This is a genomic window from Paenarthrobacter sp. TYUT067 (assembly GCF_023656375.1).
Taxonomy (GTDB): Bacteria; Actinomycetota; Actinomycetes; order Actinomycetales; family Micrococcaceae; genus Arthrobacter.
This window is the reverse complement of record NZ_JAMOIT010000007.1, coordinates 81,630-98,360: the sequence shown is the minus strand read 5'-3', so window position 1 is coordinate 98,360 and position 16,731 is coordinate 81,630. Positions and strand designations below refer to the sequence as shown.

20 protein-coding genes are annotated in these 16,731 nt (G+C 60.4%); 3 read left to right on the top strand and 17 right to left on the bottom strand.

Annotated features, from left to right (window positions below; all coding sequences use genetic code 11):
* Positions 1–62: 62 nt before the first annotated feature.
* From MOD31_RS08230 to mpaB, 6 genes are read right to left on the bottom strand one after another with little or no spacing between them, the layout of a single operon-like run.
* Complete coding sequence (locus MOD31_RS08230) at positions 63–200, bottom strand: daptide-type RiPP (RefSeq protein ID WP_160147629.1); 138 nt, start codon at positions 198–200, stop codon at positions 63–65.
* A 59-nt stretch (positions 201–259) separates the two neighbouring features.
* Positions 260–385, bottom strand: a complete 126-nt coding sequence (locus tag MOD31_RS21920) for a daptide-type RiPP (protein ID WP_274595832.1) — start codon at positions 383–385, stop codon at positions 260–262.
* A 45-nt stretch (positions 386–430) separates the two neighbouring features.
* Positions 431–571: a daptide-type RiPP gene (locus MOD31_RS08225; protein WP_160147628.1), complete on the bottom strand. Its 141-nt coding sequence runs from the start codon at positions 569–571 to the stop codon at positions 431–433.
* A gap of 32 nt (positions 572–603) precedes the next feature.
* Positions 604–1,788, bottom strand: a complete 1,185-nt coding sequence (gene mpaC, locus MOD31_RS08220) for a daptide-type RiPP biosynthesis dehydogenase (protein WP_250820296.1) — start codon at positions 1,786–1,788, stop codon at positions 604–606.
* The gene (gene mpaD / locus MOD31_RS08215) at positions 1,785–3,074 is read right to left on the bottom strand and encodes a daptide-type RiPP biosynthesis aminotransferase (RefSeq protein ID WP_250820295.1); all 1,290 of its coding nucleotides are present in this window, start codon (positions 3,072–3,074) and stop codon (positions 1,785–1,787) included. The genes mpaC and mpaD overlap by 4 nt, the downstream gene beginning before the upstream one ends.
* Positions 3,071–4,096: a daptide biosynthesis RiPP recognition protein gene (gene mpaB / locus MOD31_RS08210; protein WP_250820294.1), complete on the bottom strand. Its 1,026-nt coding sequence runs from the start codon at positions 4,094–4,096 to the stop codon at positions 3,071–3,073. The genes mpaD and mpaB overlap by 4 nt, the downstream gene beginning before the upstream one ends.
* A 269-nt stretch (positions 4,097–4,365) precedes the next feature.
* Here mpaB and MOD31_RS08205 point away from each other — a divergent pair, with 269 nt between their 5' ends.
* The 3 genes from MOD31_RS08205 (at position 4,366) to MOD31_RS08195 (ending at position 6,613) form a co-directional block, all read left to right on the top strand.
* A complete protein-coding gene (locus MOD31_RS08205; protein WP_238703337.1) occupies positions 4,366–4,767 on the top strand; it encodes a hypothetical protein in 402 nt (133 codons plus the stop codon).
* A 47-nt stretch (positions 4,768–4,814) separates the two neighbouring features.
* Positions 4,815–5,399 carry a hypothetical protein gene (locus MOD31_RS08200; protein ID WP_250820293.1) on the top strand — a complete coding sequence of 195 codons (585 nt, stop codon included), beginning with the start codon at positions 4,815–4,817 and terminating at the stop codon, positions 5,397–5,399.
* A 518-nt stretch (positions 5,400–5,917) separates the two neighbouring features.
* Complete coding sequence (locus tag MOD31_RS08195) at positions 5,918–6,613, top strand: DMT family transporter (protein WP_160147627.1); 696 nt, start codon at positions 5,918–5,920, stop codon at positions 6,611–6,613.
* A 159-nt stretch (positions 6,614–6,772) separates the two neighbouring features.
* Here MOD31_RS08195 and MOD31_RS22150 read toward each other — a convergent pair whose 3' ends face one another.
* The 11 genes from MOD31_RS22150 to MOD31_RS08145 form a co-directional block, all read right to left on the bottom strand.
* Positions 6,773–7,138, bottom strand: coding sequence for a PadR family transcriptional regulator (locus MOD31_RS22150; RefSeq protein ID WP_374206983.1), 366 nt, complete (start codon positions 7,136–7,138; stop codon positions 6,773–6,775).
* A gap of 33 nt (positions 7,139–7,171) precedes the next feature.
* Positions 7,172–7,582, bottom strand: coding sequence for a hypothetical protein (locus MOD31_RS08190; RefSeq protein WP_250820292.1), 411 nt, complete (start codon positions 7,580–7,582; stop codon positions 7,172–7,174).
* 96 nt (positions 7,583–7,678) lie between these two features.
* The gene (locus MOD31_RS08185; RefSeq protein ID WP_250820291.1) at positions 7,679–8,428 is read right to left on the bottom strand and encodes a ThuA domain-containing protein; all 750 of its coding nucleotides are present in this window, start codon (positions 8,426–8,428) and stop codon (positions 7,679–7,681) included.
* 1 nt (position 8,429) lies between these two features.
* Positions 8,430–9,533 carry a Gfo/Idh/MocA family protein gene (locus MOD31_RS08180; RefSeq protein WP_039242955.1) on the bottom strand — a complete coding sequence of 368 codons (1,104 nt, stop codon included), beginning with the start codon at positions 9,531–9,533 and terminating at the stop codon, positions 8,430–8,432.
* A gap of 37 nt (positions 9,534–9,570) precedes the next feature.
* Positions 9,571–10,470, bottom strand: coding sequence for a carbohydrate ABC transporter permease (locus MOD31_RS08175; RefSeq protein ID WP_250820290.1), 900 nt, complete (start codon positions 10,468–10,470; stop codon positions 9,571–9,573).
* Positions 10,467–11,408 carry a carbohydrate ABC transporter permease gene (locus MOD31_RS08170; RefSeq protein WP_250820289.1) on the bottom strand — a complete coding sequence of 314 codons (942 nt, stop codon included), beginning with the start codon at positions 11,406–11,408 and terminating at the stop codon, positions 10,467–10,469. The genes MOD31_RS08175 and MOD31_RS08170 overlap by 4 nt, the downstream gene beginning before the upstream one ends.
* Positions 11,409–11,410: 2 nt before the next feature.
* Complete coding sequence (locus MOD31_RS08165) at positions 11,411–12,718, bottom strand: ABC transporter substrate-binding protein (protein WP_250820288.1); 1,308 nt, start codon at positions 12,716–12,718, stop codon at positions 11,411–11,413.
* A gap of 200 nt (positions 12,719–12,918) precedes the next feature.
* Complete coding sequence (locus MOD31_RS08160; protein ID WP_250820287.1) at positions 12,919–13,914, bottom strand: LacI family DNA-binding transcriptional regulator; 996 nt, start codon at positions 13,912–13,914, stop codon at positions 12,919–12,921.
* A 9-nt stretch (positions 13,915–13,923) separates the two neighbouring features.
* Entirely contained in the window at positions 13,924–14,898 is a 975-nt protein-coding gene (locus tag MOD31_RS08155; protein ID WP_166842322.1) for a TIR domain-containing protein, read from the bottom strand.
* 302 nt (positions 14,899–15,200) lie between these two features.
* Complete coding sequence (locus MOD31_RS21915; protein ID WP_166842321.1) at positions 15,201–16,106, bottom strand: DUF4231 domain-containing protein; 906 nt, start codon at positions 16,104–16,106, stop codon at positions 15,201–15,203.
* On the bottom strand, positions 16,096–16,650 hold the full coding sequence (locus tag MOD31_RS08145; RefSeq protein ID WP_166842320.1) for a TIR domain-containing protein: 555 nt from the start codon (positions 16,648–16,650) through the stop codon (positions 16,096–16,098). Before MOD31_RS08145 ends, MOD31_RS21915 begins: the two co-directional genes overlap by 11 nt.
* Positions 16,651–16,731: the final 81 nt, after the last annotated feature.

Below are 16,731 nucleotides of genomic sequence, written 5' to 3'. Positions count from 1 at the left end.
CGGTGTGGTGGTGTGGGTTCACGCGGGTGGTGGCCAAGATGGCACCACCCGCGTGGACTTGCTTAGGTAGCGGCGAGGCCGACGACGACGCCGGCAATGATGATGACGTCACCAACGCGGATGTACCACGGTGTATCGTCCGGGGTGTCGAGGTTTTCCAGCTCTTCGATGGTCAGCTGAAGGTTCGAGGCTGCGATCATTGACTTCTCCTTTCTTAGGTCTCTGGATACGGAGCGGAGCTTGTGTAGCGGACCCCTGATTAGGTGATGCTGACGGCGATCAGGCCGATGGCAACTCCTTGGGACACACCGATGAACCAGTTGTTGAAGTCCGGGGTATCCATCGACTCGATCTCCTGGACGGAGATGTTGAGCTGATTTTGCATTCGTTTTCACCTCCCTTCAGTGCGCATTTTGAGTTGGCTGCGCGATCAGGTGATGGCCACCGCGATGCCCACCAATGCCAGTCCCGCCGTGATGCCCTTGATGCGTTCGTCCCAGTCGTCCGGAACGTCCATGGCCTCCAGCTCTTGGATGTTGAGGTCCAAGGCTTTGAGTGCTGTGCTGTTCATGTACTCACCTCCTTCCTCTTGTCGCTCGTAGATCACCCGGTTGGGCGGACAAGACTGTGTGTCCTCGCCGCGCTATGGAGGACGTACTGAATCTGCGCGGCGTCGATGCCGCGGAGCATGGGCAGTGATCCGCCCCAGTTTCGGATAGCAGCTTCCGTGGTTAGGTGAAGCGTTTCGCCGCCGATGTTCTCGAGTCCGGCGATACCCCACCGCCGCATCAGGTGGTTGATACCAGGAGCCGGATCCGGGTCCAGCTCAGGGACCGCCTCGGTGACCACGGACCACAGTTGTTGGAGCCGCCGGCGGTCACCCCAGGCTGCTGCACCGTTGGTGATTTCGTCCCAGATTGGCCCAATCACGGACGCTGTCGCCGTCATTTTTCTCGCCCCTGTCACGTACGCGAGCTCGTTTGCGAGGTACCAGTGCCTTGCCCCGTAGGGGTTGCGGCCCATGAGTGCCCATCCGGTGTGCGTCTCCATGCTGAGGCGGGCCGCAGTTAGGCGGAGTTCCGCCGTATCGTAAAGAGTCAGCCGCTCTCCCAACCGGACCATCCGTTGGATGAGGACATGGCCGTCGTCGTCAAAGATGCTGTGCTGGCTGCCAACCATGGTCCCCGCCACTCTCAGCAGAGCTTCAAGCAGGCCTTCAAAAACCAGATACTTGGGCAGGGTGGCCAGATGCCCGGCGTCGAGCATTGCCACGTCACCCGCCAAGTTGCGCGAGGCAATCAAGCGGCGTCCGACGGCGGTGTCCAGGCACGCTACAGCGCTGACTTCAGCGCCGGTCCCCACCGTGGACGGCATGAGAATGGTCTTCGGACGATCGTTGGGGTTAGTGATCGGCGGCAACACCAACAGTCCGGAGCGCTTGGCGTGGCGCTCAGCAAATATGGTCAAAGCGGGGTCAGCGGTAAAGATTGCGGCGAGCTTTACCGCGTCAAGGACTGAACCGCCGCCGAGTCCCACCACCGTCTGAAGTCCGTTTTCGCGGATGAAGCGGCCCACGGTCCTCAGCGTTTCCACGGTGACGGGCTCCGCAGTCAGTTCCAGGACAGCTGAACCTTTGAGGTCACCTTCAAGGAGTTTGTCTCGGTGCACTTTGAGGTCGCGGTCGACTACCAAGCCCGTTCTGCCGCGAGTGAGGCCGCCCACGTACTTTGGTGCCGTCCCGTCGTCGGCAATGACGCAACGGGTCCTCAACCCGTGATCGGCAATCACTCGAAAACTCCGTCGCGTTCGGCACTGAGCAGGCCTGCCTTTACCGCGGCCCGGAGCTCTGCAAAGTTGTCCTCCGTGTAAGTCAGGGCAGGCAGCAGTTGGATCCGCCCAGGCCCCGGCTGGACTATGGCACCGGCTTGATGAATGTTCCTCACTACAGCCAGGACGCCGTCGGAAGAAAGCGGCATGCCGTTTTTTGCGTGAAGCTTGAGGCCGCGCATACAGCCGCGACCCGTTGAGTTGCCTACACCAGGGGTGTGTTGAAGGTCTTCAATGAGTTGGTTGAGACCCTCAGCCACCTGCTTGTTCAGGGTGTGGTGGTCCAAGCGCTTCATCTCTGCGATGGTGCTGAGGATCGCGGCACATGTTGCCGGGGTTCCAGCTTGGGTTTCCCCGTGAACAAAGATGGACTCTGATGCGTCAAAGAGTTGGGTTACGCGGTGGGCTATCAAGAGGGCGGCGCAAGCGCTGGTGCCATTGGTCAGGCCCTTTGACGTGATAATAATGTCCGGCTGTCGAGGCCATGCATCCGAGGCGAACCAACCGTTCACCCTGCCGAAGCCGGTGGCAACCTCGTCGGCGACCACCAGGTAGCCGTGGTGGTCCCGGTGTTTGATGACCTCCTCAATGAAGCCGTCCGGCACTGATTCCGCGCCTGAACCCAGGACCGGTTCCATGATGACGGCCGCGATCCTGTGGCCTTCCCTTTGCATCAGCCGGGTGAGTTCCGCGGCGTCGTCATCGAATCTGATGTGGCGGATATTGCGCCGGTCCACGCCGTAAACTGCCTGTCCGAGTTCATCTCCGCTGAGGGCTTGGCTTCCATAGGTCAGCCCGTGGTAGCTGCCACTCAGGCCAACAATGAGCTTCCTCTCGGGCTGGCCGTTCAAAACAAAATACTGGCGGGCGAGCTTCATCGCTGCGTCATTGGCCGCACCGCCAGAGGTGGAGAACACCACTCGTTGGAAGTCATGTGCAGGCAGACTCAGGAGGGCCCTTGAAGCCTCGATCGCTTTCCGGTGGGACGTGCGGAACAGCGGAAGGTAGGAGGCGGCGTGAAGTACCGTAGCCACGGCTTCAGCTATTTGCTGGTTTCCGTAACCGAGATTGGTGTTCCACAGGCCGCTCTTTGCGCAGATCCGTTGCTGGCCGTCCTCGAAGGTGACATGCACGCCGTTGGCGCTGACCGCCGTGTAGCCGGCCTCGTCGAAGTCATGCTGGGTGGTTAGCGGAACCCAGAGGGGAAGTTGTGTCCGCGGGGTTGGCAGGACCGGCTCAACAGTCATCGGCCCGCACCCATGATGTCGATGCCCAGCTGTTCAAAATGCGTGACCACCGCTCTGGCGGCACTCTCAGCCACACCAGCTGAAACCTTGAGTGCGGGTGCCACCACCCTGGCAGCAACCTTGATGTCTCGCATGGTGGAGACGGCCTCAATAATGGCGGCGGCGTCCGTGCCGATCTTGAAGAGCCGGCCCGTCTTAGGGTCCAGCAGAGTGTATTCGGCAGCCCGCTTGAGGATAAAAGGAGCGTCCGCTGACGGGAGGCCGTCATTGAGAGTGGCGCCGTAAAGGCTGGTGCCGAATCCGACCAGACTTGTGGTGGCCCGGTCTTCACGGGGAATGAACTTCCAAGCATCCAAGGCGGCCAGGTAGCGCGGGATCCAGGTCCTGGCCTCAAGGGAGTCCTGAATGTCCCAGGGGTAGTAGACAGCGGCAACGGCGGACTCCGGCCTCAGAGAAACGGCCCGGACCCTGATGTCCGGAAGCGAGTCACCTACCTTGCCGATTTTGGTTCCATAGGGACCGGACCTGACGGAACCATCCCAGGTGATGTGAAGCCGCGTCAGCAACAGGGTGTCCTTCGCGGCCCCGCTCAACAACCCGCGCTCCGCCAGAACGGCGTTGACCTCAGTGAGTTGTTGGACAAAATGACCGGAGCGGACAGCTTCTTCTGCATCGTCGAAAAAGGCTTGCCAGTCCTCCTTGGTGGTGATCCTGACTACCGTCACACCCACCAGATTGACGAAGGGGATAGCCACATAGTCCTGAATCTCCAAGCTCAGGGTGCCGTCCACCAGGAGCTCTTCCCCCGCGGCGTCGAATGACCCCGATGCCGTGACGATGCCGCCGTCGGCTTTATCCCCGTTCAGAACCACAACCGTAGAGCCGTCGCCGGCGAGCGTCTTCGCGTAATCGGCGTGCTCGGGATTCTCAACAAAAATAACGTGACCCGGTATCCGTCCGGGTACCCCTGTGATCCACTGATCCACACCGGCGGCAATGCTCTGTTCCTGACTCAGCTTCATTTCCCCAACCCCATAGTTGTCTTCACCGGCAGCTCCGCATTTAATCTGGGGCTGCGTTCTGAGAAGGACACTATGGGCGGGTTCAGGGCCCACAGGGCGGAAAGGCGAAACTAGGTGGTGATTTGGCCGAAATTAGGGGTCAATTTGGAGCAACTAGGTGGCGTTTTGGGATGGCCTAGGTGTGCGGAGCCAGCGTCTGATTGCATGACTTCGGGCTCGGCTTGGGAGCCGCTATGCTGGGGCCCTCGCCGATTTGGGGACGTCTGAACATGAAGAAGAAACACGGTAAAAGTGCCAACAGCTATTGGCTGACGCTGGCTGGCTGTTACGGGCTGACCATCGGCGCCGCCACCATGGCAGCGATGCCGTGGCTTTTGATTGTGGGCGGCGTTTTCATCGTCTTCCCCTTGATCGTGGGGTTCTTTTACGGCCAGATCGGCCGGAAGGTCCAGTACCACCTCGCCCCGGAAAAACCGGCGATCGTCATCACAGCCACGGCATTTGCCATCGTGGCGATGTTCCTGCGCGGCTCACCCATCGTCGCCTGGGCCGGGCCACTTCTGGGCTTTGCCACCTTCGTCGGCACGTACCTTTGCCTACGCCGTTATGGTCACTTCCATCGGAGTGCCCCCGAGTTTTCGCTCAATCAGGAAAGGGAGCACGCAGGCTGATCTCCGGCGGTCAGGCTCGCGTCATCGGCCGCCGGTTAGCATGCCTTATGGAATCCTTCACCTGGGCTAAACCCTCCACTGATCACTCGGCACGAACCAAGGTAGCCGTCCTGCTTCCCGGTTCCGGGTACCCGGTTGAGGGCCCAGTCCTCTTCTGGGTTGGTGAAATGCTGGGAGCACTGGGCTGGCATGTTCAGGCTGTCCGGTGGACTCCTGCCGATTTGCCCGGTGCTGGCCCTCAAGAGTTCGCGGCGGCTGCCGCTAAGACGGCTTTCGCGGCCGCACCAGACGCCGATCAACGATTGATTGTCGCCAAGTCCTTAAGCACTTTGTGTATCCCTTGGGCCGAGGAAGAGCGCGTCCCGGGTATCTGGCTGACGCCGCTGCTCACAGACGAGAGGGTCAGAAGTACTATCAGCATGTCTTCAAAGGACGATCTCTTTATCGGCGGTTCATTGGACAAGCTGTGGGACGGCGGACGTAAGTCTGAGAGTGCCGGGACGTTCTTTGAGGTGCCCGGGGCCGATCATTCCCTGCAAATCCCGGAAGACTGGCGAGCCTCCCAGCTAGCTCAAACCGAGGTGTTCGATCGGATAGAGGCGTTTGCGGCGGGGCTGCCCTCTACTACATAACTGCGCGGCCGACGCCAGTGGTTGTCCCGTCAGATGAAACCTAAACGGCCTAGAAGCTTGTACGCTTCGGTGTCCTCGCATGTTTGCATGGATAGCTGCGTCACGAACTGCAAGCTGCACGCACTCGATAGTGGGAGCATCGACGCGCCCCTGTAAGCGCATTCAGGCATCTTGGGTTCGGTTTACAGGCGGACCGTCGGCGCAGCACTTCTGTGCTGATACAGCAGCGGCTCCCTTGTACGCAGGCAGATGGTACGACGTATTGGGGGATATAGGCCTATGGCGGCATGGGGGACAGCAGCCGTGGTTTTGTCGTTCGCGCGGTTTACATGAGGACGCCAAGGGCTTCCTCGGCGGGTGTGGCTGCCGTGGCCTTGAGCCTGGCCGCGCTTCAGCTCGGTAACGGTATGGCCGTTGGGCTCATTGGAGCTGTTGGCGCAGGAATTGCGACATGCCTGAGAGTAGGAATCGGAGCTTTGGCGCTCCTTCCTACCCTCTGGTTTGTGAGATGCTCCGCTGTGGTATCCCTGCGCCGCATCGTCGGCTACGGTGTCGTTTTGGGATTGATGCAGCTTTGCTTCTATCAAGCAATTTCCCATATTTCGCTGTCTCTAGCGGTTTCCATTGAATTCATTGTCCCCTTGGTACTCGGCTGTCTGTGTACGCGTCCTCGGGCGGTCCGGCTTGCGGTTTTGGGCGCCGTGGCAGGACTTTTCCTCATTGTGGACTACGCCAGCCGACCGGATCCCGCGGGAATCCTGTGGGCCGTGGCTACCGGGATTCTGTTGAGCGTTTATATCAAAGTGGGGACGACTATGCCGACTGCGTCCCATCCGCTGGCAGTGTTATCCAAGGCTTTGTGGGTCGCGTTCCTAGTTGTTCTAGCAGGGCAGATCCTAACCCCAGTTCCCGACTTGCAGACAGCAGACCGGTGGGTGGGCCAGGCGCTTGTCGTGGCACTGCTGACCATAGCTATTCCATTTTCTCTGGAACTTTTCGCCATGAAGCGTCTTCGCGCGCTTCCCTTCGCAATGGTGTCGGCTTTGGACCCCGCGTTGGCTGCGATCGTCGGCGTACTAGGCCTTAACCAGTACTTGGACGGCCGACAGATCACGGGGCTGATCGTTCTCACCGGGTGCGCCGTACTTAGCGTCTGGACGGATGCTCGCGCCCAGACAAGCAGACAACTGAAATCTAAAAAACGAGGAGCATAAGTTGAAACCAATGAATTGCTGTGGCACCCACCTTGTCTGACTCGTTCCTCCACACGTGCCGGGACTGAGAGGGATGCGTTTGTGGCTGCTGTGGGTGCGGGGTTGGACGTGGGCGGGCATGGATGACACCTCAGCCTCCCTTTAGACTCCATCTGAACATCATTCCGTTCTTTTTCTGGGTACTACCCCACGAGAATTTGGCCCCGAAATATTTGACGACGCTGTCTCCAAAAGTTCCAGCAAGGATTTTCGGAGCTCTTTCCACGTTGCGTGCCGGTGCTCCAATTCTTCAAACCCCGCATTTGTCAGTTGATAACATTTTCGCAGCGGACCGGTAGGTGATATTTCCCACTTATAGGTGGCTAATCCTTGGTGCCTCAATCGATTCATGAGTGCGTATAAATCACTTTCACATTCGCTATATTCTGGCCAATATATGGCCCGATGACCGCCTTCGGAATAGGACTCGTCGTGATGGCCATTGCTGTCGCAGTAGATCGATTTATTGGGTTGCGCCGAAGGCAACGGCTAATCGCGGGAGAGCATGAGTGAACGCACTTACGCCACCAGCCGCCCCTCCGGACGTTGACGCAAGGACATCACAACGAGCGCGTACAGCAGCCCCCGGGCCACACCGAACAACCACGGGAACGGCAGATCAAAGCCTAGCCAGAACACTGCTTCGACAGGTAGGAGTGCCAGCCCGAGAATAAGCCCAGACCGGCGTCCCTTCCATGCGAGCCAAGCAGCCCACGACGCCACCAACACCACAACCAGGAATGCCATCAGCAGCGTCACGAAGACCCAGCCGTCCAGGCCGTCCCACGGTCCCGCGTACATCGGGAACAGGTCCATGAACATTGGTAGATACCCGTTTTGGAGGAGGTAGATGCTGACTGGAATCGCAGGAATCCCGAACGCCGCCGCGTAAATCCAGGTCAGCACGGCCGCCACACGCGCTTTCTGCATAGCCTTCCCTCGATTCGGCCCTCCCCGATCCACCGCTCAGTACAAGCAGATAAATCCAGTGTGGAACAGAGGATTCACGAGTGGAAGCCCTCTGCGCTAGGCTTCCTCGAACCAGCCCCGCGCCGGGTTGGAGACCTCGGGCGCTTCCCGGAAAACGCCGGGCTGCGCCACCCAGCCAACCCCGTTGGCGATGACCTTCTGGATCTGCGGCTGGTGGTACACCGGGTATTCCTGGTCGCCGGGGCTGAAGTAGAAGATCCGTCCCTTGCCGCGGGAGAACGTCACGCCGGAGCGGAACACCTCTCCCCCAGTAAACGAGCTGATGAAGATCAGGTCATCGGGTTCTGGAATGTCGAACAGTTCGCCGTACATTTCCTGCTGCGGAATCACGATAGGGCTCTCAATGCCGGCCGCGATCGGGTGCGAAGGCTTCACCGTCCACACCAGCTCGCGTTCGCCCTCGTTGCGCCACTTCAGCGAGCACGTGGTCCCCAGCAGCCGGGTGAAGATCTTGGCGAAGTGCCCGGAGTGAAGCACCACAAGTCCCATGCCGCCGAGCACATGACGCTGCACGCGCTCCACCACCTCATCAGCGACTTCCCCATGGGCAATGTGTCCCCACCACAGCAGCACGTCGGTCTGCTCCAGGACTTTTTCGGAGAGCCCGTGCTCGGGATCGGCGAGTGTCGCCGTCGAGATTTCGGAGTCCGGGTAGTAACCGCGCAAACCGGCGGCGATGGCGCCGTGGATCCCTTCCGGGTACATCTCGCCGATGGTTGCAGGCTCGTTGCGGGCCTCATGCACGGCCTCGTTCCAGACGACAATCTTCAATTTCGCATCAGACATTTCAGAGCACCACTTCACGTTGTTCAAGGGCGGATTTGTAGCAAGCATCGAGTACCAGGGCACGGCTAAGGGCGAGGGACCCGTCATGGCTTCCCCACACGGTCTCCCCACCGCGGACCGCGGCAATGAAATCGTCGACGACGGCCTGGTGGGCTCGCCCGGGTTCGGCCACCACCTCAAAGTCGGCGTTTTCGCCGTCCTTCTCCGTGAAGACGTGAACGTCCGCCACCGGGTTCTCGGAGGCGCCCACCGAGCGCAAGTCCGCGCCGCCGTCGGTCCCGTAAACGGTGAAGTCCATCAGGTCCCGCTCGTCGCGGTACGTGGCCCAGCCCGCTTCCAGGATCAAGGTACCGCCGCCTTCCAGCCGGATGAACGCCGAAGCGAAGTCTTCCACTTCAAACTTGTGGCTGGAGTTCGACGCCGTGTACCGGGCGTTGCCGCCGAGGCCGCGCGGGCCGAGTTCGGAATGGGTCGACGCCGAGACGGCCAGCACCTTGGGCTCGCCCAGGAGGTGCAGCGAGTAGTCCAGGACGTGCACGCCGATGTCGGCAAGCGGGCCGCCGCCGGCGAGTTCCGGGTTAGTGAACCAGCTGCCCAGCATCGGAATGCCTTGGCGCCGGAGCCACGATGCCTTGGCGTAGTACGGGCGACCGAGCGTGCCGGCATCGATCACTTCCTTGAGCGCCTGGATGTCGCCGCGGCGGCGGTGGTTGAACGCGACGTCCAGCACGCGGCCGGCCTTACGGGCGGCGTCCACCATTTGTTGACCCTCGACGGCGTTGCGCGCCAACGGCTTTTCGCTCAGCACATGCAGTCCCCGCTCGAGCGAGGCAATGGCGATGGGCGCATGCAGGAACGTCGGCACGGCGACGCTGACGGCGTCGAGGCCTTCGAGCTCGATCATGTCTTCCCAACGGGCGAAGGCGTGCGGAATGCTGTACTCCTCCTTCAGCTGGGCAAGAAGGTCAGCTTCCATGCCGGCGACGGCGACGATCTCGACGCCGTCGATGTTGCTGTACGCCTTGAGGTGCTGCTGGCCGGCCCAACCGATGCCCACAACTCCCACCTTGAGGGTTGCGGACGGGGCCTGCTGCTGAATGCTCACGTTGTTCCTGTTCTTTCTGTGGTTACTAGGTTTGGGGTTAGCCCTTGACCGCGCCGGCCGTCATGCCGGAAACGATCCGCTTCTGGCACACGAGCACCAGGATCACGAGTGGGACGGTGATGATCACCGACGCTGCGCTGATGGTGCCGAGGGGTTGGTCGAACTCGCTGGTGCCGCTGAAGAACGCAATCGCCACCGGGACGGGTCGGGCTTCGGGCGAGGTGGTCAGCGTGACGGCCAGGAGGAATTCGTTCCAGACCGAGATGAACACCAGGATCGCCGTGGTCGCCAGGCCGGGGACCGCCAGCGGCAGGATGACCTTGCGGAAGGCGACGAACGGTGTGGCGCCGTCCATGTACGCGGATTCCTCCAGCTCACGCGGGATCTCCTTGAAGAAGGACGTCAGCGTGTAGATCGCCAACGGCAACGCGAACGTCAGCTTCGGGATGATGAGGCCCAGCAAGGTGTCGTACAGGCCGATCTCGCGCCAGATGGAGAACATCGGGGCCGCGATGGCGATGGCCGGGAACGTGGTGACCGAGAGGATCAGCGTCAGGATCATCGCCTTGCGGCGCATCTTCAGCCTGGCCAACGCATAGGCGGCGAAGGACGCGAATATCAGCGCCACCGTTGTAGTCACGACGGCGATAATCACCGAGTTGCGCAAGGCCAGGAGGAACTCGGGGTTCTGGAAGACCACCAGATAGTTCTCGAGCGTCGGCTGACTCGGGAAGAGCTCGCCTTGGGACAGGCTCGCACCCTTCTTAAGGGAGGTGTTGACCAGCCAGTAGAACGGGATGAGCGAGAAAGCCATGACGGCCACCACGAACACCCAAACCAAGGGGTGCAGCTTCGATTCCCCACGCAAGCGACGCTTCGGCGCCTTGCGCCCGGTGGTGAGTTCCGCCGTCGGGCGTTCTGCAGTCAGCGTGCTCATTGTTCCTCCTTCGCGACGTCGCGGATGTTGCCGCCGGCGAAGCGGACATAGATGACCGAGACCACCATGACGGTGAGGAAGGTCAGGATGGACAGCGCCGAGCCTTCGCCCACGAGCCGATTTTCGCGCAGTTGCGTGTAGGCGAGCATGGACATGGATTCGGTGCCGTTGGCGCCCCGGGTGAGGACGAACGGCAGGTCGAAGACGCGTAGGGCGTCCATGGTGCGGAAGATCGCGGCGAGGACGATTGCCGGGCGCAGGAGCGGCAGGGTGATGTTCACGAAGGTCTGCCATTTGCTGGCGCCGTCGAGTTCCGCGGCCTCGTACGTTTCGGCGGAGATGACCTGCAGGCCGGCCAGGATGATGAGTGCCGCGAACGGGGTGGTTTTCCAGACGTCGGCCATGACGATCACGGCCATCGCGTAGCCGTGCTCACCGAGCCAGACGACGTCGCCGCCCGGCAGCCCCAGTGCGGAGAGGACGTTGGTGACCAGGCCCATGTTGGGCTGGAACATGGTTTGCCAGGTGATGGCGCTGACCACGGTGATGATCGCGTAGGGCAACAGAACCACGGTGCGCAGGACGGCCCGGCCCTTGAACGCGAGGTTGAGCAGGAGCGCCATGGCCGTGCCGAGGATGAGTTCCAGGCTGACGGAGAGACCCGCGAAGAGGAACGTCTGGCCGAACGCCGCCCACCACTCTCGGCTTGCGAGGGCGTTGATGTAGTTTTCCAGGCCGACAAAACGGGACAAGCCTGCGGTGCGGACGCTGTACTGGTTCAGCGAGAGCCAGATCGCGTAGCCGATGGGGACCGCCGCAACCAGCGCCATGATGACCAGCGACGGGGCGGTCATGCGGAACGCGAGCTTGCGTTCGGCGCGATCGCGGCCGCTTGTTTTTGCTGGGCCGCGGCTTGGCGGGATTGTTTTGATGGCCATGGTTAGAAGCTCGCCTTGGCGGTGGTAATTTCCTCGGCCATCTTCTGGACGGCTTCTTCGGTGGAGGCGGTGCCGGAGAGGACGGCGTAGACGTTCTTGTAGATCGCCTGCGAGATCTGCGGGTAGACCGGGGAGATCGGGCGCGGCTTGGCACCCTTCACGGAGGCGAGGAGTTCCGTGGCGAACGGCATCTTCTGCAGTACCGCGGCATCAGAGTAGGCAGCTTCATTCACGGGTGCCTGGGAGTAGTCCATGGCCACGTGCTTCTGCCAGTCCGGGGTGGTGGCGAAGTCGATGAACGCGACAGCCCCGGCCTCGTTGGTGGAGTGGGCCGAGATCGCGAGGTTCCAGCCGCCGAGCACGCCGGAGGCCTTGCCGCCTTCCCATGCCGGCAGCGGCGCAACCGCGAAGCTGGACGCGAGCGGTGTTGCATTGAGCAGGCGGTAGACGTGCGGCCAGTTGCGCTGGTATCCGAAGTCGCCGGACTCGTAGGCGAGGCGGGCCGGGTCTTCGTTGTAGGTGAGGACGGCGCGGTCGGCTGAGCCGTTCTTGAGGCCGTCGCTCATGAAGTTGAGGACGTCGCGGGTTTCCTTGGAGTCGATTTTGACGTCGCCTTGGTCGTTGAGGACTTCACCGCCTGCGCTGTAGAGCATTTCGAGAAAGTTCACCGTGAGGCCCTCGTACTGCTTGCCCTGGTAGACGTAGCCGTTGCCGGGAGCCTTGGCGGCTTCTGCGTAGAGCTGCTGCCAGGACTCGGGCTTGGCCACCTTGTCCTTCTGGTAGTAGATCAACCCGGCGTTGGTGAAGAACGGCGAGCCCCAGTACTTGTCCTGGTACTTGGTAGTTTCCACAGTGGAGGGAATGAGCCGGTCCTTGTTGGCCTCCACCAGCTTGGTCTGGTCCAGCAGCCAGCCCTGCGAGGCGAACTCGGAGGTCCAGATGACATCCGTGACAAAGAGGTCGCACTCAGTGGACTTACCTTCGAGCCGCTGTACGATCTGCGTGCGGGCTTCATCCGTGGTGGCGCCGATCTCGGTGTACTTGGCCGTGACCTTGCCGTTCGCCTTCGTAAACGCCTCCGCCGTGCCCTTGTAGATACCGCTCGCGTCCTTGACGCCGCAGATGTTCACGGCACCGCTGGCATTAGCGCCCGACGCCGGATCGGCAGCTGCCGCCTGCTCGGCCCCTTGGGGTGCTGCTCCCCCGCCGCACGCGCTGAGGAGGAGGGCTGCGGCGATTGCTGTCGCCGCCAGTGCTTTTCGGTTTGTGGCTTTGTTCTGGAGCGGTAGAGCAGGTCGGTTCAAGTCCACAAGTGGCTCCTTTGGGGTCTGTGGGCGGCGAGTTTCAGTGCGCGGTTTGGCTGTCCCGCGTGCTGAGGGTGGCTTCTTTGCCGGTGGTTCCTTTGAGCTGTGGAATCGATTCCAAATGTGTTCAAAAGAATCGGCCTTGCGGCCGTGGAATCGATTCCAAAATAGTGTGACAGGGACCACTGAAGGCTGTCAACCCTCTTTTATTTGGTGGAGTCTCGGATGACGAGTTCGTGCGGGAGGAAGGTTCTTCCTTTGCGGTGTGAGCCCTCGACGGTCATCCGCTCCAAGAGTTCAGCGAAGGCGACTCGGCCCATTTCATAGGCCGGCTGCCTCACCGTGGTCAGCTCCGGGACGCACATTTCTGCTTGGGCAGAGTCATCGAAACCGGCTACGGCGATGTCGTCGGGAACTCGTAGTCCGGCATCCGTGAGTTCCCGAACGCAACCGGCGGCGACGACGTCGGTCCCGCAGAAAACGGCGTCCGGGCGGTCTTTTGCTTTGAGAAGCTTCTTGGCGAGGGTCCGGCCGGCGTGGAAGCCGAAGTTGCCTTCACCGAACAGGATCTGGTCCGACTCCAAGCCCGCCTCTTCAAGCGCCTGCCGGAAGCCCTCCTCACGGAGCCTGCCTGAGCGGGCACCTCTGTGGGCGAGCATAGCCAGCTTCTTGGCACCCGTGTCGATCAGGTGTTTGGTGATGTCGTAGGCCGCTTGGCGGTCATCGATGGACACTCCAAAAGCCGCTTCGGCGTCGACGACTTCACAGACCTGGATCACGCTGAGTTGCTCGGCGACGGTGTTGACATCGTCGTCCAGCATAGTGGGCGAGAAAATCACCAGGCCGTCCACGGAGCCGTTGCGCAGCATATCCACGAGTTGCTGTTCGCGGTCCAAGTCCCCGTCGGTGGCTGCGATGAGGCTGACGTAGCCGGAATCCGCCGCAGCATCCCCGACACCTCGGAAGACTTCGCTGATGACGAGAGAATCCAGGTTCTTGGCAAGGGCCAGGACGCGCATCGTGCGGTCTCTTCGGAGATCCCTTGCTGAGGCGAGGGGACGGTAGCTGAGCTCCCGGATGGCCGCGTTGACCTTCTCCTTGGCCGCCTCGCTGACAGCCGGGCTCCCGTTCAAGACGCGCGACACCGTCCCTACAGACACGCCAGCAGTCCTGGCGACGTCCTGCACTGTCGGCCGAGCCATTAGAACCTCCTAGCGCATAGTGAGACGGGCCGTTACAAGCTCCTTACGCAGGTCATCTTTCCAGTTAGTCCCCGGGTACTGCACGTAACCAACGCCCGCCAAATCAGATGGGCGTTCAACTCCGGCATTCACTACGACAATGTTTTTTCGCCCAAGGGCGCTGATGAAGTAACCGAGTTCGAGCACCACATTCTGACGTGCTCGCGGACTGGGTGGAAGCCCTGCGCTGTGATCGCCAAGGGTTTGGCCTACGTCGTCCGGGGTGAGCAGGACGATCGCATATGACGTCTTCTCTCCGTAACTCTCGAATTTCTCGATGATGGTCATGCTGGCGCCAGCCTCCTGCGCGAGGGATATTGGCATGATGCCCGTCTCCCGGTGCACGTAGACCTGGATTGAGTGCAGTGCCGGTTCATCGTGGCCGTGCACCACGAAAATACGTCGTTCCGAGGGTTGTTCTGCTGGTGAGCCCGTGGTTGTAGGGGGCGACATCGTGTCGAATCGCGGCGGGTCCCAGGCTTTCTCCGCCGGCGTCACCCAAAAGCTCTCTGGTGAGCCTGATTGAGAGAAAGTCTGCTCGATCGGTGAGACGTCGGCTCCTTGTGTGGATGTGTCTAACCACGACGGTGGAATCTCAGAAGGATCTCTGGCATCGAGGTAATCCTGAAACAGGCGCTTAGTCCGGCTGGGCGCGTGCTCAGCTGTCCACGTCGGTAAGTCGGGCATTGCGTCGGCGATTAGATCCATACGTTCGGCTTCATTGGCGTTATCGCTAACACCCTCGTCGAGAATCCGAGCAACAATTTCCCCGGCTGCGTCCGGGTAATCGTCGTCGCCGAAAGAAAGGGACCGGTACAGCCGAGGGTGTGAGGACAGAATGTCAGAAGTACCGGTCTCTCGACCGAATTGACGCCATTCCTGTTCTTGCCACCGCTCTGCGGTGTAGTAGCTGGCAGCGGCTTGCAGGGGATCGGGTCGAACCATGCTTGAATCATACGGTCCGACCTGGCTAGACAACGATTTTCGTCCAGACGACAGGATCTCGATTTGGCAGTGAAACATTCCACTACGGCGAACCGATTGAGACTAGCCCCTCACTCGTATTTATCGACTTACGGATGCCCCCTGGTAGGACGTTGTCCAGCGACTCTCACCGTGGTTTCATCTCTTGCGTCCACGGATTGGGAAGATAGTCCGCTTTTGTCGTTTGAGGTCCTGTTGATCAAGAATCAGGGACGTTAGAGCCTGCTCTGCGGCACTCATTACGCCCGAACCAAACGAATTCTCTAACCAGTCACCTCATTAACTTCGCCACGAGAGGCAAGCCACATGGTGTGCTCTCTACTTATCGCTTCCTCGGCATCGGCAACAGACTCGGACCAGTTGGCGTCCTCCGCCGCAGTTAGAGTGGCAACCTGCTTCTCGAGTTCGGCAGCAGTGAGTGCATATGCGGAGCGCAGCACAGTATGTTGCTTTAAAGCTAACCAGGCCGCTCCTGCACCGATTCCTGCAGCCAATACGCCAGCAAGATCAAGCTCCCACCCGCCAAACAATCGACCTGCGGCGAGTGTAACTGCGATTACCTCAGCAACAAGCAGGCTTCCACGCCACCATGCAGCCGCTTTCTTATTGGCTGCAGACTTCCGCGTGTACCAATCGCGCTGGGCACGTGTTCGGCCCGTAAGGTATATCTCCCGACGCTCTCCGAGGCTTAGATTTCGGACAAGTTTCATAGCCGGGGTTGGGGAGCTCCCGTCACCCGAGGGCAGCGCAACGGCTGGGGAGACCTGCTTCGCAACCTGACTAATCCTGGCTCGGAATAAGTTATCGGCTTCCTTAGCTGGTAGGTCTACGAAGAAGGGGTCAGCACACACTGCGTACCTCCAGCTCAGAGTCTTAGCTGACTCCGCACCAGCACGGGCCTGGTACCAGTCACGCTCTGGTTGCTGAGACGCCAAATATAGTTCAGCACTGAAAGCTGCAATGAAACCGACAAGGGCGACCAGCGCCCATAAATCCAAGTGTCCAATGCTAAGAGAAAAGGCGCCACCTACTGCCGCGCCGATCGCGCCAATCAGCCTGACACGGTTTGCGTTCAAGGCTGCTCGTTGAGCCTTTCCAGAAGCTGCGTCGGAGGCGAGAAAGAATGCCGGAAGCTGCTCATCACTGAGGTGCGGTTTCTCAGCTTGCATTGCGCAGTCGGAGAGGGCGGCTGTTGTTGACCCAGTGATCGTGGGTCGAACGGCGCTTGTAGGCTGCATCAATCCACTCAGCTAAAGTGGCCGCATTTGATGGATATTTCATCCACCGAGCGTAGGCAAGGTCAACATCGGACGAATCAACATTGTCCGCGAGTCTGGAAGGAAGTTGGCGAGTGAGGTTCGCCACTGATGGAAGTGTTATGGCAAGGAGGCCGTTGCGCGACGATGTGGATGTATTCCGCAAGGAAGCTGCAATCTCCCAGTCAACGAAACGCCGCCCCCACGTCTCGGCTCCAACAAGCACGAGCGTGACCGAACTGTCCCGGAGGTATAGGCTCCGAATTCGCTGCTTGATGTAGTCAGCGTCGGTGCTGTTAATAACATCACCAGCCATGGATGCGCCGATGCCGCGAGAAATCAATACGTCGTGGTCGTGATCGAAGTGGTCGATGAAAGTCGATACCTCAGCTTCGTCGGCATGATGGTAGGAGACGAAGGTCTTGTGACGCGTAAATGACTTGAGGATACTCGCCATGGTGAAGGGCCTTTCCGATAGGTTGTTTCGACTCTAGCGAATCGTGATGACATTGAACGGTTCTGAGCGCAAGCTAGCCCG